19 protein-coding genes are annotated in these 22,645 nt (G+C 38.1%); 9 read left to right on the top strand and 10 right to left on the bottom strand.

All coding sequences use genetic code 11. The features are described from left to right. Nucleotides 1–173: 173 nt before the first annotated feature. The 8 genes from PL9631_RS20160 to PL9631_RS20125 form a co-directional block, all read right to left on the bottom strand. Nucleotides 174–605, bottom strand: coding sequence for an ATP-binding protein (locus tag PL9631_RS20160; protein ID WP_083623135.1), 432 nt, complete (start codon nt 603–605; stop codon nt 174–176). Continuing rightward, complete coding sequence (locus PL9631_RS20155; RefSeq protein WP_083623133.1) at nt 595–2,289, bottom strand: SpoIIE family protein phosphatase; 1,695 nt, start codon at nt 2,287–2,289, stop codon at nt 595–597. The genes PL9631_RS20160 and PL9631_RS20155 overlap by 11 nt, the downstream gene beginning before the upstream one ends. A gap of 91 nt (nt 2,290–2,380) precedes the next feature. Further along, the gene (locus tag PL9631_RS20150) at nt 2,381–2,638 is read right to left on the bottom strand and encodes a cytotoxic translational repressor of toxin-antitoxin stability system (protein ID WP_083623131.1); all 258 of its coding nucleotides are present in this window, start codon (nt 2,636–2,638) and stop codon (nt 2,381–2,383) included. 15 nt (nt 2,639–2,653) lie between these two features. After that, complete coding sequence (locus PL9631_RS20145; protein WP_083623128.1) at nt 2,654–2,920, bottom strand: hypothetical protein; 267 nt, start codon at nt 2,918–2,920, stop codon at nt 2,654–2,656. Nucleotides 2,921–2,987: 67 nt separating this feature from the next. Further along, nucleotides 2,988–3,233: an HNH endonuclease gene (locus PL9631_RS20140; protein WP_083623140.1), complete on the bottom strand. Its 246-nt coding sequence runs from the start codon at nt 3,231–3,233 to the stop codon at nt 2,988–2,990. Between the two features lie 139 nt (nt 3,234–3,372). Beyond that, nucleotides 3,373–3,861, bottom strand: coding sequence for a hypothetical protein (locus tag PL9631_RS20135; protein WP_083623126.1), 489 nt, complete (start codon nt 3,859–3,861; stop codon nt 3,373–3,375). Between the two features lie 108 nt (nt 3,862–3,969). After that, nucleotides 3,970–4,377, bottom strand: coding sequence for a KGK domain-containing protein (locus PL9631_RS20130; RefSeq protein WP_156090645.1), 408 nt, complete (start codon nt 4,375–4,377; stop codon nt 3,970–3,972). Between the two features lie 136 nt (nt 4,378–4,513). Continuing rightward, nucleotides 4,514–6,919 (bottom strand): dynamin-like GTPase family protein, encoded by a 2,406-nt coding sequence (locus PL9631_RS20125; protein WP_083623122.1) that lies wholly within the window; start codon nt 6,917–6,919, stop codon nt 4,514–4,516. 234 nt (nt 6,920–7,153) lie between these two features. Between PL9631_RS20125 and PL9631_RS20120 the strand changes: the two genes are divergently transcribed. Next, nucleotides 7,154–8,053 carry a 2OG-Fe(II) oxygenase gene (locus tag PL9631_RS20120; RefSeq protein WP_083623120.1) on the top strand — a complete coding sequence of 300 codons (900 nt, stop codon included), beginning with the start codon at nt 7,154–7,156 and terminating at the stop codon, nt 8,051–8,053. A gap of 168 nt (nt 8,054–8,221) precedes the next feature. Here PL9631_RS20120 and hemB read toward each other — a convergent pair whose 3' ends face one another. Next, a complete protein-coding gene (gene hemB / locus PL9631_RS20115) occupies nt 8,222–9,229 on the bottom strand; it encodes a porphobilinogen synthase (RefSeq protein ID WP_083623138.1) in 1,008 nt (335 codons plus the stop codon). A 191-nt stretch (nt 9,230–9,420) separates the two neighbouring features. Here hemB and pta point away from each other — a divergent pair, with 191 nt between their 5' ends. The 5 genes from pta to PL9631_RS20090 all read left to right on the top strand — a co-directional run bounded on the left by pta (nt 9,421) and on the right by PL9631_RS20090 (nt 19,235). Further along, a complete protein-coding gene (gene pta, locus PL9631_RS20110) occupies nt 9,421–11,529 on the top strand; it encodes a phosphate acetyltransferase (RefSeq protein WP_083623118.1) in 2,109 nt (702 codons plus the stop codon). Nucleotides 11,530–11,631: 102 nt separating this feature from the next. Continuing rightward, complete coding sequence (locus tag PL9631_RS20105; protein WP_083623116.1) at nt 11,632–12,561, top strand: exopolyphosphatase; 930 nt, start codon at nt 11,632–11,634, stop codon at nt 12,559–12,561. Between the two features lie 223 nt (nt 12,562–12,784). Next, entirely contained in the window at nt 12,785–15,529 is a 2,745-nt protein-coding gene (locus tag PL9631_RS20100; protein WP_083623115.1) for a zinc-dependent metalloprotease, read from the top strand. 27 nt (nt 15,530–15,556) lie between these two features. Continuing rightward, nucleotides 15,557–18,196, top strand: coding sequence for a tetratricopeptide repeat protein (locus PL9631_RS20095; RefSeq protein WP_083623113.1), 2,640 nt, complete (start codon nt 15,557–15,559; stop codon nt 18,194–18,196). Nucleotides 18,197–18,371: 175 nt separating this feature from the next. Next, nucleotides 18,372–19,235, top strand: a complete 864-nt coding sequence (locus PL9631_RS20090; RefSeq protein WP_083623111.1) for an amino acid ABC transporter substrate-binding protein — start codon at nt 18,372–18,374, stop codon at nt 19,233–19,235. Nucleotides 19,236–19,302: 67 nt separating this feature from the next. Here PL9631_RS20090 and PL9631_RS20085 read toward each other — a convergent pair whose 3' ends face one another. Then, nucleotides 19,303–19,500, bottom strand: coding sequence for a hypothetical protein (locus PL9631_RS20085; RefSeq protein WP_083623109.1), 198 nt, complete (start codon nt 19,498–19,500; stop codon nt 19,303–19,305). 227 nt (nt 19,501–19,727) lie between these two features. Here PL9631_RS20085 and PL9631_RS20080 point away from each other — a divergent pair, with 227 nt between their 5' ends. From PL9631_RS20080 to PL9631_RS20070, 3 genes are read left to right on the top strand one after another with little or no spacing between them, the layout of a single operon-like run. Next, nucleotides 19,728–20,495, top strand: coding sequence for a pentapeptide repeat-containing protein (locus tag PL9631_RS20080; protein ID WP_083623107.1), 768 nt, complete (start codon nt 19,728–19,730; stop codon nt 20,493–20,495). 29 nt (nt 20,496–20,524) lie between these two features. Continuing rightward, nucleotides 20,525–22,234 (top strand): hypothetical protein, encoded by a 1,710-nt coding sequence (locus PL9631_RS20075; RefSeq protein WP_083623105.1) that lies wholly within the window; start codon nt 20,525–20,527, stop codon nt 22,232–22,234. Between the two features lie 51 nt (nt 22,235–22,285). Continuing rightward, nucleotides 22,286–22,591: a small RNA NsiR4-regulated ssr1528 family protein gene (locus PL9631_RS20070; protein WP_083623102.1), complete on the top strand. Its 306-nt coding sequence runs from the start codon at nt 22,286–22,288 to the stop codon at nt 22,589–22,591. Nucleotides 22,592–22,645: the final 54 nt, after the last annotated feature.

The following is a 22,645-nucleotide window of genomic DNA, read 5'->3' as shown; positions in this document are numbered from 1 at the left end:
ACTTACGCAAAACAACCATATCTAGTAGGGGCGAACGGCCGTTCGCCCCTACAGATGGTGTATAATTGGGTATTATGCGTAAGTCCTATAATATTTATTTAAAAAAACTAATTGGGATACAGAAGGAGAAAATTTAACATTCCTTCTGTCTCCTGTTTCTATTGAATAAGCGCCTATGCTTTGGGGGTTTTATCGGGTAAACTGGCTTGTAATTTCAAACAATTGCCGCCTTCAATTTGTAAAGAATAATCCACCCGATCCATTAATCGATTCATAATTAACCAACCGTAACCATTTTCTTGTTTATCTTCTGGTTTAGGCGGATTATAGTTATCGATTTCATAACCAGTACCGTGATCCCAAATTTCTAAGGAAATATCTCGTTCTTCTAATTCTAAACGAACCATCACAGGAAGATGGGGTTTATCGCGGTGAGCATGACGGATGACGTTGGAGTAAGCTTCTGCAAGGACAAGGCGAAACCGATTTGACTGCCGGGGCCAATCCACATGATCTCCTAGCTCGACTTCCAAACTGCTCAATAACCAGTTTTCAACGATGGTTAAAAACCTAATATCGCTGGGCACTTGAAGCTCAGTTTTCATCGGTCAACAAAACCTCCAGAGAGAGTATAGTCTGATCATCTTCCTGAACGGGATTATGTTCTCGGATAGCGGCTAATAAGCCATCTAAATTTAGTTTTTCCTGCTGTTGGAGTAACTTCCAAAGTCCCTCCTGTTGCAGCATTGAACGAATAGCGGGACTGCCATCGGTTGTTTCTTGCACCACTGTAGCTTCAGTAATCCCATCACTGGTTACTAAAAAGATATCACCGGGGTTGAGGGTGAGACTGTCTCCTTTGCCTCGCCAGACGGGAAGAATTCCTAAAGGAATCCCACGGGTCTTGAGAAACAACGGTTCGACGGGAACAGATGGATGGGGGTGATTTTCTCCCAGGTTACTCTCCAGCCTTGACCAAACCAACGGATAAATATGTCCGGCATTGGCATAGGCTAAATATCCCGTAGAGGGCGTGTAACGAGCCACAACCATCGTAATAAAGTGATTATTACTGACTAAATCATCGGATAAAATGCTATTCAGATTTTGCATGACTTGATCGGGTTCTGGGGAAGTTTCCACGGAAAGCTCCCGACGCATGACGGAAATAGCACTAGCCATAAATAGGGCGGCCGGAACTCCTTTACCCGATACATCCCCCAAAGCCACCCAAATATCTCCTTGGGGGTGCATAAAGACTTCAAAGAAATCTCCCCCTACCTCCCGGGCTGGATGACAACAGGCTTGTACCCGCAGGGTTTCAAACTCTGGCCAACTTTGGCGCAGGAGATTATTTTGAATTTGGCTGGCGACTTTGAGTTCATTTTGCATCTGTTCGGCTAACTCTAACGTGCGTTGATAGAGTTTGGCCTGGGACAGCGCTAAAGAGGCTTGTTCGGAAACCGTTTCCAACAGTTGAATATCATCCTCTGACCAAGGAGAGGGACTGTTTTCTTGATAAATGGCTAAAACCGCCAGTAAATCATGTTGATAGGTCAGGGGCAAAATGATTTGACTGACTGGGTTGGGGTTATTTTCGCCCTCTTGAATTTGAGTTTCTCGACTTTGTAAGACCCCTTGCATGGGGGTTTCTAGTTGAGATAACCAAGTTTGAACATTCTCTGTTTCTCCCCCGTAGGAAAAAGTTTGAACGGACAGTTTCCCCCCTTCGACAGAGCGAATACAGCAGCCCGTGGCATTAAAGGTTTCTCCCAGAGTGCGAACAATGGTCTGGAGCATACTGGAATAGTCTAGGGACTCTCGCAGGGCGCTGACGACATCGTTATAGAGAGATTCCCGCCGCAGGGCGCGCCGCAGGGTGTTTGTCCTTTGTTTAAAGAATTTGTATGTTTCCGAAGCCTGTTGAATTACAGACTTGAGTTCTTCGGGATTCCAAGGTTTGGTGATGTATTTGAAAACTTGGCCAGAGTTAATCGCTTCCACCAGGTCTTCGACATCTGTATATCCGGTTAACAGAATCCGAATGGTGTCTGGAAAACGTTCGACGGTTTTACCGAGAAATTCGGTTCCGTTCATTTCTGGCATTCGTTGATCGGAAATAATCACAGCCATTTCACCCTCGTCGTCGAGAATTTGCAGAGCTTTGAGGGCGCTGTCGGCCTTGAACACTTGGAAGTCCCGGCGAAATGTCCGAAACAACAAATCTAAGTTGTCTGGTTCGTCATCGACGACCATGAGTTTCAGCTTTCGACCATCTCCCCGACTCATGCGATTCTCTACTCCCAGATGAACAGATCAGGTGTTACCCATCTTATCAAAGAAATGGGTGCATACCCTTGAATCAAGAATCCCCCTACTCTCATAGATGGGGTTTGGGCAAAATACGGACAAATTTAACAATTTGACCGGTGACTTCAATTCCGATTAAATGATTTTCTAAAGTAAATCGATAAAAAATAGCACTGGAACCTAAAGCTTTAAGTTCGGGTAAATCTTTGAGGTTTTTAACCTCTTTAAATTCGACAAACACAAAATGATAGACCCTAGAATAAGCTGATGCTTCTAAGTTCATCAGGTCATGGACAAAAGAACGACCATAGCGAACATCGAGAGTCACAACAGGGTTATTTATTTACTCATTCACTTTGGGCATGGGACGATAGGTCGGATGTTCTGGATGGGTAGTTGTTGATCGATTATACTCAAAATGCAGCATTTGTAAGGCTTCATCATAGGTTAAGGAATCCCCTGGTCTGAGATTTTCCTTAGCTTCTTGAATGGCTTTGAGCATATAGGTATCATAAATTAGGGTTTGCAGGGATTTCCATGCTTTTCCTAAGTCTTCTTCGGAGATTTGATCCACTAAGTAGTGCAGTTTTTTTCTAAGCGGATTTATCATTTTTACAAGTTCAAATCACCACTTGGGCAGTCTGCATCTACTATTTTATCATTTTTGGGATCAATCTTCAATTTGTGAAGTTCCGTTTAAAACGGGGATCAAGATCGGCTTTCTTTTTTCGATTACACTGAAAACACAGGGTTTGTAAATTACTAATATCGTTAGATCCGCCTTTGGCTAAGGGAATAATATGATCAATAGTTAGTTGGGCTTCATTTTCTCTTTTGCCACAACTTTTACACTGATAATTGTCCCGTCCAAATACATAGGTTCTGACTTCTGGAGGGATAAAAATTCTGGGGGTTTTATTCATGGTTTTACCATCATCTAACAATTTTTCCATTCCTTAATTATACAGCAATTTAAGTTGTAATATTTTTTGCAATTTAATCTTTGTGGTAGTGGCAATTCATGAATTGCCACTACCACAACTTATTTCCTAACAGCCTCCTTTAAAACTCCCCCAATTTTGATTTAATCATCAAATCAAGATTCTGCCAATCTTCAAGATTAGATTGAGACAATGACAAATATTTTTCAGAACCCAATTTTAATCTATTTTCCATCTCGGAATATAGGTTACGACTGTTAGCGGTGGGACAGGTAAAAGAATATTCAACCAAAGCAAAATTCAGGGCAAACCATAGGTAATAAATCAATTGTAAATTCCGATCGCTTTCTAATTTCCCTAAAGAATTATAGATCGCTGATGCAATTCTCCCAAACTCATTTTCTGCCTTAGTATTAGTTGCGCCCATTTCACAAACCAGATCATAGTTTAAATCAGAATATTGATTTTTGGCTTTAGTCCAGAATTTATTAAACAGTTCATCGCCATTCACTTTTTGGGAATTTTCGCGATTATTAATACTGCTGCAAATTTCGTTTATTAGATCATCAATGGCAAAATGCAAAGTGTAAATTTTTTCTATGTTGTTCATGGCTATTTTCAAAAGTCCAGGGAATAAGGATTGATTTTTTGACTATTAAAATATACAGCAATAGTCATTATTCTATCTATTTATAAAAACTATTGCCTATGGCTTTATTTAACTATTATTTTCTTGGTTTAATTTTTGACGAATATCATCTAAGGATTTTACCATTTCGTCGATTTCTTCTTCCTCATCAACTTGATCTTCTTCAGGTTCTTCTGGACAGAATTCAAGAGTAACTTTCATTTTAAGGGTTCCGGGTTGCCATTCCTTTGCACCTAACTTTAAAAGTTGACACTCTTTTCCTTCTTCAAACCATTCTTGATTGCAATACTTACCACCTACAATTATATGAAATATATCACTAGATTGTTGACCAGCAACTGAGGTTATAATAGACTGTATATTGTCTTTCAAAGCAGACTCAAGATTTTGTTTCAGTCTTTCAACAAGACAAGTATGATTTCCAAATAACAAAACTTCATAATTTTCACAGTTTTTTGAATCAACTACATCACTCATATCTAACAATAGCCTCATAAAATATTAATATATTTATTTTAGAGTTATAACAATATTTTGTCAATATTAAAATTATTATAAATCGGTGTAGCCAAAACCCCAGCTTCTCAAATAAACCGGGGTTTTTAGAGTCTAATTAGAAATCCAAAGGTTCATCAACAACACCAGAATCAGCAATAGTCGGTAATAAGTGTTCAAACAGTTGCATCGACTGTAAACAACTATTAATTTCCGAAACAAATTGATTATATTCCTTAATCTTTCGATTCACTTCCGCATTGGATTGGGCATTATTTTTAATTTTCTCCTCCGCTTCCTGCTCTAATGTTTTTTCCAAATAAACCCGCGCTTGACTATACTGTTGCATAATCTCATCCGCTTGAAGTTCTGTCATCGGTAATAGATGGGTTTTGAGGGTTTGGTTAACCGTTTGGCGGAAGTTTTGATAAATAGATTTTGAGACTTTAGGTTCAAAATCTAACTTCAATAATTGACGGATAGCGGGTTCAGCATCGACTATCGTGGTACAATCATAACTGGATGAGGTTTGTAATAGGGTTTGGCGAAATTGATAAATCGAAAATGTGCCTTCATCATAGAATTTAGGACTTTCTCGGACATAGCGATCGCATTCAGTTTTAGCCATCGCAATTAAGGCTTGATTCACTTCTGCTTCTAACTCTTTTAAGCGTTTTTCTAACCCCCCATCATTCCCTAATAAACGATTGAGTTTGCGATAATATTCAGTCTTGCGAACTTTTTCAACTAAACGACGGAAAAAACCTGCATTCACAGATTTAATAGCCTCCACTAAAATATCCTCTAATTGATTAGCTAAATAATACAAAGCTTCAACTAAAACCGCTAATAACGGTGCAGTTGCATTCCGAGGATGATTGAAAGTAGCTCGACTATAGGCTTCTTTGACCGAAAAACCATCTAATAATTCATCTAAACGTCGCACCATCCGAGATTGTAATTGCTTGAAATCCTGTTCAAAGCCATCACATTTGCCAGTAATAATCTGATTAATTTCTTCATAAATATGATCTCGAAATTCTTGCCCTGCTTCTTGCAATTGTTGATTTAGCAGTTGTAATTCCTGGGCTTTCATTGCCTCAATTTCCCGGGGTTGACTGTCTAAATCCCGTTGAATTGATTCATAATACTTGCGTAGCGGGATACAAATATCTTCTAAATCATCGGCTAAATTTTTAAACAGTTGGGGGCGTTTTTCTTCTGTTAAATAGTAAGTAATGGCAGCCCGAAAATCTTCGATTCCGCTATCTTTAATTAACTGATCAATTAACGGTTGTCCCCAATCGGCTAAAATTCGGGTGTAGTTTTGATTCGGGGATTCAAAGCCATTAATTGTGACTCGAAACTGGATGGGAAGTTTGCGAGAACTGCCGCAATAGTTATTAAAAGCATAGACAAATTGGGGGGTTTCTTCTTCTCCTCCAAATCCTTTAATACTTTCGGCAAAAATACTATCTAAACCAAAGCGATCTCGTCCACTTGTGCCTTTAATTTGACTGCCATAAAACCCTAATAATCCACTGGTTTTATAGACTCGGGTGGTATCTTGAAAGTCAGAATAAATTAAGTTCTCTAACCGTTGACGCAGTTGGGCATTATACCAGGTTTCATCAATCCGATTAAAGATATAAAAAACGCGATCGCGGATACTAGGATTTTGACGAATTCTTTCTAGGAGTTCCGTTTCTTCAATCGTCATTTCTCCCGCCGATGCGGGTTTCAAAACACAGACCACCGCCGATGTATCGGGATGCTCAATTTTGTTATAGGTTAATTGGGCATCTTTCTCCACTGGAGCGTCAATTCCCGGGGTATCGATAATCACATTTCCATCTTTTAATAGGGGATGGTAGCAATAGTATTCAATCCGTTTTAAGACCGCGCTATTACTCCCCCGACGGGCATAACTCGCCGCTTCTTTGAGGTTGGAAAAGTTAAACTGTTCCATGGAATAGGTGGCGTTATTTAGGGTTTGAATGCGATCGCGATTTTCCGTAAATCCCTTGATCAATAAATCTAAAGCTTTGGCCTGTTTTGCCCGTTCGGATTTATTCACTCCTCCTTCTTGCTGAATAATTCTTTCGCATCCTTCTACTAATACATCAATCAGATCATTTCGATTGATATTAACGTTAGAAGATAACCCCAATAATTGACATAAAGTAGCGACTTGTTCGCGAATTTCGGCTTCACTTAAAAAGGTTAAAACTACTCGCTCTTGATCCAGTTCTGCATAATCAATATAACATTCAGTTCCGGTGGCGTGTCCCTCCGCACTATATAATAATTCCCGTTCTAAAAGGGCATTAATTAACATGGATTTTCCGGCACTAAACGCCCCCGCAAACACAATTTCAAATTTGGGAGAAATGACTTTCTTCAAAGAAGCATGAACAGCAGTAATGTCTTGTTGGCGCAGGGAGGGTTCTTGATGTAGGAGTTTAACTAAGCCTTCAACCTGATGTTGTAAATTTTGGCACTGGGGCGATAGGGGATGACTCATAGATACAACTTTACCTTTATTGAAAAATGTCTCACTTTAGATTATCCCTGATAGGATATAACTTGAGGATTAAATTTTACTTTAATTTACAATTCCACTGTTAATCAAGTTCCCGTTTTAGTTAACTTAGGTAAATCAAACAAAGTATGCTATAATTAATTGCCAATTTAATGGATATACTGGTACATTTTTACTTTAATAATGTTTATTATTCTCTGTTTTGTGTTATAAAATATGGACAGTTTAACAACAGCAGCAACCCCTCAAGATATTAATGTGACCATACTCCTTTTAGGAGGTTATCAATATCAAATTACTTTAGCCTCGAATTCTCCCTTACTCTTAAATTTATTAAATGCCGTGGTTCATCCCACCGAAAAAAATCAAGATGAACCGCCCAAACTGTTTCAAATTCCGATGAATGGACAGCAACAAGCCCTATGGTTTTCTAGTAATTCTTTAGTCGGAGTAATTACCGAACCGCCAATTTTTATTAAAGCGCATACTCCCGCAATTCCCGCTAAACCCCAAGGGGAAATTTTTAAAGTTAAATATTGGCAAATTGATAATTTTTTATCTCCAGAAGACCATCAAAAACTCCTGAATTATGCTTTAGAACAAGAACAGCAATTTCAATTAACTGGCCCAGCCACCAACACATCAGACTATCCTGAACATCGGGATTCTTTGGTTCTCTATTATTCTCCAGATTTTGGGGATATCATTCTAAATAAAATCAAAGCGGTGTTCTGGAAAGCCTTAGAAAAACTCGAGATTCCCCCGTTTCCGATTACCCATATTGATGCCCAACTCACGGCCCATAATCACGGTCATTACTTCCGAACTCATAATGATAATGGTTCGGCTAGGGATGAAACTCGAATGTTAACATACGTTTATTATTTCTATCAGGAACCCAAGGCATTTAGTGGAGGAGAATTATTAATTTATGATACCCAATGGCAAGGTCAGTATGCCTATTCTAAATTAGAAAATTTTCAAGCTATTGAACCTGTGAATAATAGAATTGTCTTTTTCTATAGTGGTTTAATGCACGAAGTTCTACCCGTTGATTGTCCGTCTAAACAGTTTAAAGATAGTCGATTTACGGTGAATGGTTGGGTAAGAAAATAGAAAATTACGAATTACGAATTACGAATTGGGAATGGGGAATAGGCATTTGTGTCAACTTAACGCCAAAAGCCCGGAACTAAAGTTCGGGCTAATAGCTAAAGTCATCTAAAGATGACTCAAGATTGATCTTTTTTAACCCGAAATTTATTTCCGGGTTAAGTTGACTACTTAAGGGCGCAAAATTAGAGCCACTTCCTTGGCAAAATAGGTAAGAATTAAATCCGCCCCGGCCCGTTTAATACTGGTGAGGGTTTCTAACATCACTTTTTTCTCATCAATCCAACCCATTTGTCCAGCCGCCTTAATCATGGCATATTCCCCACTGACGTTATAGGCCGCCACGGGTAAATCCGTTGACGAACGCAACAGATGAATAATATCTAAATAGGCTAAAGCGGGTTTAACCATGACAATATCAGCGCCTTCAGCTTCATCTAAAGCCAATTCTGTCAGGGCTTCTCGGGAGTTAGCGGGGTTCATTTGATAGGTTTTCTTATCCCCAAATTTCGGGGCCGAATCCAAGGCATCCCGAAAAGGGCCATAATAAGCCGAGGCATACTTAGCGGTATAGGCCAAAATCGCCACCTGAGTATATCCCGCCTCATCTAACCCCTGACGAATGGCCCCAATTCGACCATCCATCATATCCGAAGGGGCGACAATATCAGCGCCCGCCTGGGCATGGGAAATCGCCTGTTTAACTAAAACTGCGACGGTTTGATCATTGAGAATTTCCCCATCATCGCTGACAATCCCATCATGTCCCTTACTTGAAAAAGGATCAAGGGCAATATCCGTGATGATCATAATATCAGGAATTGCCTGTTTAATCGCTCTGACCGTACGCTGAATTAAACCATCTGGATTATAACTTTCCGTTCCGGCATTATCTTTTTTTTCTTCTGTAACCAAGGGAAATAAAGCGATCGCGGGGATACCTAACTCCCAGGCTTCATTAACTTCTTTTAACAGTAAATCCAAGGTATAGCGGTAACTTCCAGGCATAGAAGAAACCTCAACCTTTTGATTTTCCCCCTCCATGATAAATAGAGGATAAATTAAGTCATTGACGGTAAGCTGGGTTTCCGTGACCATGCGCCGTAGGGCATCGGTGCGACGCAGACGACGGGGACGTTGAACCAGATTTAAGGCATTTTTATGAGATTCTGAAGACATAAGAAACCGGGTAAAAATATTTTTAGTAAAGACCAATTGTTAATTATCCCATTTGGGTGGGTTCTGGATGTCCCTAAGTTGTTAATAAATGTAACAATTTTAAAAAAACAGCAAAATTGCTACGACTGCAACAGTCTAGTTAGCAAATCAGCCTACAATGACTGCAAGAGTGTCTATTGCCTTTTTTATTTATGATTAGCAACTTATATATTACTAGCATTGAACCCGATAGCGGTAAATCCTTAATTCTGTTAGGAATCATGGAATTACTCTCGAAACGCATCCGACGGTTAGGATTTTTCCGGCCGATAATTCAGGCAGGAACTCAACTGGATAATGATATTGAACTGATTCGGAGTCGCTATCATTTGGAGTTTCCCTATCAAGATTATTATGGCGTAACCCATGAAGAAACCCGGACTTTAATTGCCGAGGGACAGTTTGAAGAAATCCTGAAACGGATTATTGAGAAATATAAGACTTTAGAAGAAAAATGTGATTTTATTGTCTGTGAAGGCACGGATTTCACTGATATTATTTCCGCCTTTGAGTTTAATTTTAATGCGGAAATTGCTAATCAACTCGATGCCCCAATTTTATTAGTCGCGAATGGACAGGGAAAAAGTCAAGAAGATGTGATTAGTAGTGTCAAAAGTGAACGGAAAGCCTTTATAGAAAGGGATTTAACCCTGGTAGCAACCATGGTTAATCGGATTTCTCCCGAACAATTTCCATCCGTTTCCCAGGAATTAGCAGAGATTTGGTCTTATGATGATCCCGTCTTTATTTTACCAGAAATAGAGGCTCTTTCTAAACCCACCGTCGGGGAAATTATTGCCGCCCTTGACGCTAAATTTGTCCATGGCGATCCCGAACAATTAAAACAGGAAGTGTTATCGTTTAAAGTGGCAGCGATGCACGTTCCTAATTTTCTTTATCATATTCGGGAAGGTTGTTTAATTGTTACCCCAGGCGATCGGGCTGATATTATTTTAGCGTGTTTAGCGTCGGCTTTTTCAGAAACTTACCCCAATATTGCCGGAATTATTTTAACTGGGGGGTTTGAATTGCCACCCTCTCTGCAAAAACTAATTCAAGGGTTTAAAAAATGGACAGTGCCGATGTTTACGGTAGAAAGCGATACCTATAATACCGCAACTATAATCAACCATATTCACTCAAAAATTACCCCCGATAATGAACGAAAAATTGCCTCAGCTTTAGGACTATTTGAAAACCATATTGATAGCTCTAAAATTGAAAAACGGATTGCTTTATCCCATTCTTCCCGGATTACTCCGATTATGTTCGAGTACGAACTGGTCGCCCGGGCAAAGAAACAACGTCAACATATTGTTTTACCCGAAGGCATAGAAGAACGGATTTTAAAAGCCACTGAAATTTTATTAAGACGGGGAATTGTGGATATTACTTTATTAGGAAATCCCCAAGAAATTCGAGAAAAAGCAACATCACTGGGATTAAAATTAGAAGGAGTTAATATTGTTAATCCCATGATCTCTCCTTGGCATGAAGACTATGCTCAAACCTATTATCAATTGCGACAACATAAGGGAATTACGGAAGATTGTGCCCTAGATGTGATGCACGATTTAAGTTATTTTGGCACGATGATGGTCTATAAAGGTATGGCCGATGGCATGGTTTCCGGGGCCGTTCATACCACCGGACATACCATTCGTCCAGCCTTGGAATTTATTAAAACTCAACCGGGATGTTCGATTGTTTCTAGTGTGTTTTTTATGTGTTTAGAAGATCGGGTTTTAGTCTATGGAGATTGTGCAGTCAATCCCAATCCCAACCCGCAACAATTAGCCGATATTGCCATTACTTCCGCTTTAACCGCCGAACAATTTGGAGTAGAACCTTTAGTGGCAATGTTATCCTATTCTACTGGAGAATCAGGACAGGGAAAAGATGTGGATAAAGTTCGAGAGGCTACCATAATTGCCCGTCAATTACGGCCCGATTTAAAAATAGAAGGCCCTATCCAATATGATGCGGCCGTTGATGAAGGGGTAGCTCAAACTAAACTACCAGGAAGCGAAGTAGCTGGACACGCAACAGTATTTATTTTCCCCGATTTAAACACCGGAAATAATACTTATAAAGCCGTACAAAGGTCTGCGAATGCCGTTGCCATTGGCCCGGTTTTACAAGGCTTAAATAAACCCGTGAATGATTTAAGTCGCGGCTGTACGATTACCGATATTGTGAATACTGTTGCCATTACCGCTATTCAAGCTCAGGGTATGAATTCTGGCGATGGGGCGGGTTGAGGTTTCAATGGGCTAATTCCTGGTTTGATTTGTGGAGGGGATGATGATGCTTAATCCTCTGGAGAAAAGTATAATAGAGTATTCAATCTCAAGGAAAAAACAATGACTCAAAAATATAGATTAGTCACCCGCAGTGATTTTGATGGTTTAGTCTGTGCGGTACTGTTAAAAGATTTAGACCTGATTGATCAAATTAAATTTGTTCATCCTAAAGATATGCAGGATGGCAAAATTGAAATTACGAATCAGGATATTACGACAAATTTACCCTATGTTGAAGGGGTTTATCTTGCCTTTGATCATCATTTTAGTGAAACCCTTCGCAATCCTTCTATTAATGAAAATTATATCATTGATCCCCATGCTGCTTCGGCCGCTAGGGTTTTATATAATTACTATGGAGGAAAGGCTAAATTTCCTAATATTTCTGAGGAAATGATGGTAGCGGTGGATAAAGCAGATTCCGCCCAATTTAATCAGGAAGAAGTTTTAAATCCTGAAGGTTGGGTGTTATTAAACTTTCTGATGGATGCCCGAACCGGATTAGGAAGATTTAGAGATTTTCGGATTTCTAATTATCAACTAATGATGGAGTTAATTGATTATTGTAAAAACCATCCGATTACTGATATTTTACAGCTTCCTGATGTCAAAGAACGGGTGGAGATTTATTTTGAACATGAAGACCGTTTTAAAGAACAACTGAAACGCTGTTCCCAAGTTCATCAAAACTTAGTGATTTTGGATTTACGTTCTGAAGAAGTGATCTATGCGGGTAATCGGTTTATGATTTACGCTTTATTCCCCGAATGCAATATTTCTATTCATATTTTGTGGGGAGTTAAACAACAAAATACAGTCTTTGCTGTGGGTAAATCTATTTTCCAACGAACCTCTAAAACCAATATTGGTGAGTTGATGTTAAAGTATGAGGGAGGGGGTCACGAAAACGCCGGAACTTGCCAAATTGACAATACTCAAGCTCCTGAAATTTTACAGGAGTTAATCACTCAAATTAATCAAGACGGTTGATTTTTATGATCTGATTTATTGGGCTGTTTCATGTTTTAAAATTATAACCTAGTTTTTGGCGATAACGTTTGAAACATGGCAGCTATAGCAAGAGGCAAGAGGCAATGGACAATGGGCAGAAAGTCTTAATATAATTAGGTTTGACGGTCTGATTGATGTCCTAACTCTCTTGACTACTGCTATATCTTGATTTTCCATATTTTTAGAAATAAGATCGCAAATCATGACTAAAATTAAAAAAATCAAACGTCTTTTTTTCTTGGGATTGATGTCATTTTTAATCGTGATTTTACAATTATCTCAGGTGGAAGCTCAGGAGGTTTATCCCTCCGAACTCCCAGAAGATGTAGTTACAGAAGAAGTTACCCAACCCTCCTTTGAGCAATTGATTAAAGACAGTCAAAAATCCGAAGGTTTATTTACTATCTATCATCATAAATCGGGTAAGGTTTATTTAGAATTAAGACCGGAACAGTTAAACCAAGATTTTCTATGTTTTGTTACCTTAGAATCAGGGATTGGAACATCGGGAATTTTTAGTGGATATTATCTCAGAGATATTCTATTTCAATTCCGTCATCTACAGGATAAAATTCAATTTGTTGTTCCTAATATTAATTTTCGTACCGAGGAAAATGATCCTCAAATTGCTTCTTTAAATCGTTCCTTAAGTGAATCTGTTTTAAAAGTTTTACCGATTTTAAGTATTGATTCTCAAAGCAAAAATATATTAATTGAAATTGGTGATTTATTCAATGGAGAAGGAGATTTACCCGGGTTAATGCTCAAATTTTCATCGGTTTTAAAAACTAATTATGTGATTGATCCGAGTAAATCCTATATTTCTGAAATTCAAACCTTTCCAGAAAATGTTGAAATTGAATCGGTATTTGGATTTTCTTTAGGACAGTATGCCGATGAACAATATATTTCTACTTTACCCGATAACCGCAGCTTTAATTTAAAGGTTCGTTATAGTTTATTAGCCGTTCCCTACGGTAATAATTATCGTCCTCGGTTAGCTGATGAACGAGTTGGATATTTTACAACAACCTATAGAAATTTATCCAAACAGAATGAAAACTCGGCGACAGTTCGTTATATTAATCGCTGGAATTTGGAAAAACAAGACCCTAATGCTGATTTTTCTCCTCCAGTGAAACCGATTAAATTTTGGATTGAAAATACTGTTCCTTTAAACTATAGAGAAGCCATTAGAGAGGGGATTTTATTTTGGAATCAAGCCTTTGAAAAACTGGGATTTATCAATGGGATTCAAGTGGAACAAATGCCCGACAATGCCCCTTGGAACCCCGCAGATGTTCGTTATAATACGATTCGTTGGTCTACCTCCTTTGATACTGAATTTGCTGGTTATGGCCCTATCCATATTAACCCTTTAACCGGAGAAATTTTAGATGCAGATATTATTATAGAAAGTAATGTAATCAGAGAGTTACCGAATCAAATAGATTCATTTTTAGATACAAATAATTCAATTAAACTTGAAGAAAATAATTCTAATACTTCTCCATTACCTTCAGCTAATCAACTATGTCCCATGGGATTATCTGCCTATGCTGTCCTTGAGCAATCCGAACAAAATAAAAAATCTCGAGCTAATTCTACCCATGAATCATGCTTTCTTCGGGCAGCAAATCAACAATTAACGATCGGAAAAACGGCTTTATCTCTTTTAGGAAATGTGATGCCTAATAGCCCGAAAATGGAAATTTATACTCAGCAATATTTACGGTCATTAATTGCCCATGAAGTCGGACATACCCTAGGATTAAGACATAATTTTCAGGGGAGTACCTTCCTATCTCCAGAGGAATTAAATAATACTGAAATTACCCAAACCCAGGGATTAGTAAGTTCAATTATGGATTATGTTCCGGTTAATTTAGCCCCCCAAGGAACAATCCAGGGGGATTATTTTACCACCCAAATAGGGCCCTATGATCAATGGGTAATTCAATATGGTTATCAACCCATAGTTAGTACAACGCCCCGGGGAGAATGGCAAAAACTACAGGAGATTGCTAAACGATCAATTGAACCACAATTAGCCTATGGAAGCGATGAAGACCTATGGGATTTCATTGATCCGGCAACTAATACAACAGATTTAAGTAATAATATGTTGCAATATTCCCAATGGCAATTTGATAATGCTATTCAGATGTGGAAACGGTTAGAAAAATATACCCCAGGTTCGGGAGAAGGGTCTAATAAAATGCGGAGAATGTTCAACACAATTTTTAAATATTACACCCTTCAAACTGAAACTTTAATGCTTTATATTGGGGGACAATCTTTTACTCGAATACCGGGGGGACAGGCCAGCAGTCGTTTACCTTTTGAACCGATTTCTATTGAAAAACAACGCCATGCTTTAAAACTCTTAGAAACCTATGTTTTTAATGATCAGATCTTTGATTTTTCTCCTAATTTATTAAACCAATTAGCCCCCGCCCGTTGGTCAGACTGGGCAAATCCCGATCAGGATAGTTACTTGAGTTATCCTATTTTTAGTCAAATCAGTGAGTTTCAGAGTTATATTTTAAGAGGTGTATTAGCTTCAAATCGCTTATTTCGATTGCGAGAGTTAGAATTAAAAACAACGGCAAATAATGCTTTAACCCTACCCGAATTATTTGAAACCCTGCAAAATGGCATCTGGACGGAAATTTTAGCCCCGAATGGGACGATTGAAATTTCTAGTATTCGGCGTTCTTTACAACGAGAACATTTAGACATTTTAAGTAAGATGGTATTGCGAAAAATCTCAATTCCTGAAGATGCGGAAACCGTAGCTTGGTATCAGCTTAAACAGCTAAATAATCAGTTAGAAATTACCTTAAAACGGAGTAGGAATAAAATGAATGCTTATACCTTAGCCCATTTAGAACAAACTCAGAATCGCATTCAAAAAGTCTTAGAATCAGAGGTAATATCCTACTAACTTTGGATTTAATTAACAGGTGATACCGTGTCCGAAAATACAACCTCAAATCAACCTCTATCTATTTCTGAACTTGAAAATTTAGGAAATCTTTATTTAAGTCAAAAACAATTTTTAAAAGCGATTTCTGTTTATGAACAGTGTATTTTAGTTTCTCCTAATTCTATTACTTACTATTGGTATTTGGGACTATCTTGGTTATTACAGGGTGATTTATTTCAAGCCCAAACCATTTGGTTTTCTGCTTTTACTGAATCTAATTTAGAAACAACCCAAATCCCTGAATTTATCAATTTTTTAAAAGATAAAGCTAGAGAATATTTATCATCTCAAGAGCTTGAATTTTCCCAATGGATTAATCAAGCCATTTTAGAATGGTGTGAAACAGATGTTGAGGTTTATGATCATTTAGCTCATACTTTTGCACTTCAAGGAGATTTAGAAACCGCGATTAGGACGTGGCAAACCGTGATTGATTTACAACCGGATTCTGTTCAAGCCTATCTAAATCGAGGTGTTATTTTTCAAAAATTAGAACAATTTGAAGCTGCAATTCAATGTTATCAAGCCGTTATTAGACATTCTCCAGATTATTTAATTTATTATCAATTAGGACTTTGTTATACTCAACTTAAACAATGGCAATTAGCAATTAATCCGTTTGAAAATTCGATTCAACTTCAACCTAATTATGCACCTGCTTATAGTGATTTAGGGATGAGTTTAATGATCCTGGGATTATTTGACCAGGGGCTGAATTTTATCAAACAAGGAATCCAAAAACAGCCTAAATTTTATCAGGCTTTAATTCAAAATCAAACCCAATCAACTCGGAATATTAATCCCCTGGTGGTAGAATTTTTAACATTATTATTATCTCCCTCAACACCTTTAATAGAATTATATCTGAGCTTCAGTAAAATTTTATCTCGTTTGCATCCAGATGCTGCTTTGAGTTTACTTAAAAAAGCTCAGAATCTCGCCCCCAATAATTTTAGAGTTTATCTAAATTTTGGGGATATATTGTATTATAATAAACATAATTATTTGGAGGCAATTCAGTCTTACCTCGGGGCTAACTTGTCGGGTTCTTTGTCCATCATTGAGGATACAATTTCCTTAGAAGAAAAACAAGCTAATTATCATTTAGCCCTGGGAAAATGCCGATTAAAATTAGAATCTTATCACTCGGCGATCGCAAATTTCAAAACGGTTATTAATTTGAATTATCATCTGGTTGAAGCCTATTATGGTTTGGGTCAGGCTTTATTTCAGGTAGGAGACATTCAGGAAGCTATTGCTAGTTTAAAACAATGCCTAAAATTCGATCCTGAATCTGCTTTATATGCCGGATATTTAGGATTTTTATTAATATATAATAACCAAATTGAAGCCGGATTATTTCATTTTAAAAAAGCCTTAAAACAGGAATCTTCTATTGCTAATTTTATTCAAAATTTATTAAACGTTTTATCGGAATCTGAGAAATTAAATAGTTCTATGAATCTTTCAGAAATTCAACTGATTAATCCTCCGAATCAATTTGATCAATTAACCCAAAATTGGATTAAATCCCATCCTTTAAATCAACATAATTATCAGCAAATTTATCCCGAAACTGTAATTAATCTTACTCCCCCAAAATCCTTAGATGATCCTATTCATTTTAGTTTTAGATTTGGTGAAAGGATGCAGCTTCCTGCCGCTTTTGTGGTTAAAATTCCTCAAGGGAGATTCTGGTTAAGTTCTGACCAAACTCAATCGGCTATTCTCACGAATGAACAGCATTTTTTAGGAGATCTTTCCCCGGAATTTCCTTTATTGAGTCCAGGTCATCCCAACAAACATCCCAGTCACCATTCTATTTTATCCGTTAATAAATTACCCCCCATTCATCAGATAAATGGAACGGTTGCTATTATCGCTGGACTTTCTAATTCCGTTTATTTTCACTGGATGTTAGATAGTTTACCTAGGATTGAATTATTAAAAAAAAGCTGTTTTTATAGCAATAATATTGATTATTTTATCGTTGATAATCGGTTGCCTTTTCAACAGGAAACTTTAGAAAAATTAGAAATTCCCAAAAACAAACAAATTAATATTCAAGAACTCCATCATATCCAAGCCCAAGATTTAATTGTCCCTTCTTTCCCGGGTTGTGCGGCTTGGATGCCGAAATGGACTTGTGATTTTTTAAAACGAAATTTTTTGACTTCTGAGAGTCTGGCAAATTCACCTAAATTTAAACGAATTTATATTACTAGAAATTCAGCAAAAAGCCGTAGAATTTTAAATGAGAATGAATTATTAGCGGTTTTGCAACCCTTGGGCTTTGAGTATATTCAATTAGAATCGATGTCTGTGCTTGAACAAGCTGCATTATTTTCCCAAGCTGAAATTATTATTGCACCTCATGGCAGTGGGTTAACTAATCTTGTTTTTTGTCAACCTCAAACCCAAGTTATAGAGCTATTTTCCCCAAATTACGTCTATCATTGTTATTGGTGGATTAGTAATTTAGTCGGCTTAGATTATTCTTATTATATTGGAGAAACCTGCCCGGGTTATTATCTCCATAGTTTAATTTATTCTCAACATTTTTCTGAAGATATTTTGATTAATATTCAGGAATTTTTAAAGCGACTCGAACGTTTAAAAATGTAGAATCTTTGGCCCTGACTCGGCTAATTTAATCTTAAAAAACTAATTTAGACTTGCTATTTCTAGTTTTTTCTGTTTCGGTGTTACCTATTTTCTTTCTGTTTTCCCCTTGCCTTGAGTTCCCAATTAATGCTATAGGATGACAGGACGTTCTAATCTGCTAAAGAATCTAACACCCATGGACAAAAAACTTGCTATTTCTCTCTTGAGTCTTCTTTTTACCGTTAGTTTTCCCCTCTCGGTTTGGGCTGAAACCGTGTTAGAAAAAGTCAATCGTACCGGGGTACTAACAGCCGGGGTGCGGACGGATGCGGTTCCCTTTGGCTATACAGACAAAAATAATAGCTTACAAGGGTATTCTGTTGATTTAATTAAACTGATTCAACAGCGCCTAGAAAAACAACTGAATAAACCGATTAAATTAGAATTAAAAACCGTTACCTTAAAAAATCGATTTGAACAGGTAGAAAAAGGTCAATTAGATATTGTCTGTGAGGCGACCAGTATCACCTCAGAACGAGAACAAAAGGTTGATTTTTCTACGCCCTATTTTACCTCTGGGATTCAACTTTTAGCTAGAGAAGCGGATGCAGAACGTTTAAACCCCACCCGAACTTCCGAAACCCAATTACAAACAATCCGAGAAAATAATATTACCGTGGGATTTTTATTGGGGACAACCACCGATGATCAATTTCGTCCGGTTTATCCCGAAGCAAAATGGCAAGTTGTGGGGAGTCGTACCGATGGAATTCGTCGCTTAAAAGCCGAAGAAATTGATTTAATTGCCAGTGATGGGATTCTTTTATTGGGTGAATTATGGCAACAGGGACTGGACTTTAAACAGTTTCGTTTAGTCCCAGAACAACCTCTAACCTTTGAAAATTACGGTTGTATTTTACCTAAAAATAGTGCTCAATGGGGAAATTTAGTCAATCAAACAATTACCAGCGAAGCAAATACTCAACTCTGGAATAAATGGTTTGATCCGAAAACCGGGCGTTTTCCTTATCAACGGTTTCAAACAAGTACAAAACCTTAAAAAAACAGAACTACAGGCTGTTATTCCTGTAGTCCTGTTTTGGGTTTTTAAGAGTAATTTATGATTCCTATTCAACCACATGAATCAAACCTCGGCGCAGACGCTCAAAAACCTGATCAATATAAGAATGTTCTTCTGAAGTTAATGCGTCTTTGGAGAGTAATAACGACATTAATAACCGTTGGTCATTGCGGGTAATTTTTCGAGAACAAAAAATTTGATTGACCAACCTTTCGACACTCACAGAGGGTTCCGTCATTAACATGGGTAGCACCTACAACCTGATGGCTTCAGATCCTAATTATTCCTTTAATTTCTGATTTTGCCTGTGATACAACAACTTGAATCAGTGTGATTAAACTCACTTTTTCAGTGTGATTTTGATCAACTTAACCAAAATAGAGATAAAATGGAAAGTCCGTCTGGGAACCGTAGCAATTACCCAGACAATATTTTATCATGGCTACAATCCCCTTTTGATTAGTCTGTCCTATGAAACAGAAAATTGTAGCTGGTGTTGCGTTGTTGGTAGCACTCAGTCCCCTAACTCCAGCACAGGCCGAAAACTTACAACAGACTCAACAACTTTTGTCCACCAAACAATGTCAAAATTGTGACCTCAGTGGTGCAGGTTTGGTGCTGGCGAACTTAGTGGGTGCTAACCTAAATGGGGCTAACCTGGTGGGAGCCAATCTCAGCCGAGCTAACCTCACCGGAGCTAATCTACAGGGGGCTAACCTGGCGGGGGCGAGTTTATTTGGAGCTAACTTAACCGGAGCTAACCTAACTGGAGCCAACCTCAACGGCACAGATTTAAGAAGTTCCTATCTCAGCAATGCGGTTTTAGATGCCAACAGTATTAATAACGCTCAGTTAGTCGGCGTTGTGGGACTTCCGGCGAGTGTGGGCAATGCGGAGGACTTTTACCGTCTGGGAGTTGGTGAAGCCAAGGCAGGTAATTATGTAAACGCTATTGATTTTTATAACCAAGCCTTGAGATTAGATGAAAAGTTAGCCGCGGCCTATTTTGCTCGCAGTATGGCGCTGGCTGATTTAGGAAATTTAACCGGGGCGCTCGCAGATGCCAAACAAGCCGAACAACTCTATAAAACCTTAAATTCTCCCGAGGGTGAACAAGTTGCTCTCCAGTTAGTTGAAACCTTGGAATATCGACTCAATCCCGACGAAAATAAACCTCGTGGTGGATTTGTGGGAATGTTAGAATCGGCGGCTCCGATATTATTAAAGTTACTGTTTTAATCGATAAAATTACAGGAGGGAATTAATCAATGGGCGATCGCAAAAATAAATCCTTATGGAATTCTATTAGTCAAAAAGCGACTAAAGCAAGTCAATCTTTAACGCAAAAAGCGACTGAAGCCGCTAAACATTCCGTATCTAATGCGGGAGAAGCCATAACTCATAAAGCGACTGAAGCCGGAAAAACCCTCCGAGATACGGCAACCCATTCCGTAGAATCCACTTGGAAAAAAGGTCAAGATTGGATCGATCATTTCGGCTTAGAATCAGAAGAACCTTTATCCAATCCCCAGGGAATTGATTGCAGTTTAGATGAACTTTATCATATTTTTATTGCCTATCAATCGGCCGATCAAGGAGGTAGTCAAACCGTTACTTTAAAAAATGGCAAAAGTTATACCGTTAGAATTCCCCCTCACCGCACAGAAGGAGCAAATTTACGTCTGAAAGGATGTGGAATTAGGGGAAATGATGCCTTTTTAGTCTTGCATAGTTTTTATCGTTCAGAATTGAATTTGGATCGACAAGTCAATCGTTTAATTAATCAATTCTCTCTCTATGAACAGACTAAAATTAGATGTTTAGAAGCCTATAATCGATTAAATAATGGACAGGCAACCCAAGATTGTACCGCCTTAGATTTATTAGATTATTTGGTGCTAACCTCTAAACTTTATTCTGATATCGGTCAACGTTATATTATTGCCAGTCACCATTCCCGTTGTTTGAGCCTAGAACATTGCTTAGAAAAAGCCTTGGAAACATCGGATTTAGACCTAGAGGAAAAAATTAAATTAAAAGGAACCTATCAATATGTCCGGTCAGGGGAAGCGGTTCCCGATTTAGTCGCTTTAACAAATATTGATACGATTATTCTCAATTCTTCCCTGAAATCCAACTTAAAAAAATACTATTTACGCGGAAGTATTACCTCCAGGGTTTTAACCTTAGACATTCTGATTATTAATACTATTTATAATCAACCCCAGTTATCCGAATCCGATAAAAAACGCTATGCAAAAACCTATATTCAACTGCGCGAAGGCAAAACTGTTGTCGATGCTTTAACCCTCATAAGTTTAGATGAATGGATGATTAATGCTGAAATTCCAGTTATGGGGAAAGTGATTTATCAATTAATCCGTCAACCGGATTTGGCGTTAAATAATGAGTTTGATGATGATGATTATTTAGAATCCTTTAAAAGTATTCAAACAACGATGCAATCTATTTTAGAAAAGTATCAAGATTATCCGGCAACGGATATTCAACGGATTGATATTGCTGAGGTCAAAATTGATCGATTAGCGGAAAAATCCTATAATTCTGTTTCTCGGGGGGGCTTGGGGTTATTATCAGGCAATGTGATTATAAAAGGAGCGATTCCTTTAATGGAAATGACCGCCCGGGTGGCGATCGCAGAAGTAGCACAAAAGTCAATTTCTGATAAAATTAAATTAGGAATTCCGGCGGTTTCAGAAACCCGAAATCCCTCCACCGCGATTGGAAATAATTGGATGGCCGTGGGTTCCTTTGGAGAGGGAAAAAAACCCATTGATCATTTATTCGGTGCGGCATTTTATCGGACGATTATGGGTGAAATAGACGGGGTAACTGGGTTTGCTGAACCGGCCAGTAATAAACCGATTCATCAAGGGTTAGGACTCCTCAAACTATTGAAGGGACAACCGGATAAACAACCGATTATTAAAGATTTAGAAACTAGAATGTATCGTTAAACCTTTAACGGTAGAATAGAATAGTTTAAAGATTAAATTGGATGATCTCTCATGACTTCAGAAGCTAATCTATCAACGGAATCAACTACGGGCGCCGATGCAATTGATGTGGCGATCGCCAAAGGAATTGACTTTGATGGTACACCGATCCCTGCGGTTAAGTTGGATCTTTATCATCAAGTGATGGGCTTAGAAGCCGGACGTCAACGCAGTGGTGTGAGTAATACAATGCGCTCTCGAATTGTTCGCATTGGTGCTAAACATATTCCTGAAACTGAACTGAATCAATTATTAATTGATGCGGGATTTGCCGGGTTAAAAGAAAAGGAAATCTTGTTTTATTATGGCGCTAAATAGTTAGTAGAAAAGTAGTTAATTTCGTCCCCCTTGATGAATCAACTAGATTTAATG

This window comes from Planktothrix paucivesiculata PCC 9631 (assembly GCF_900009265.2).
In the GTDB taxonomy this organism is placed as follows: Bacteria; Cyanobacteriota; Cyanobacteriia; order Cyanobacteriales; family Microcoleaceae; genus Planktothrix; species Planktothrix paucivesiculata.
The sequence above is the reverse complement of the archived record's forward strand: the minus strand, read 5'-3'. Positions and strand labels throughout refer to the sequence as shown.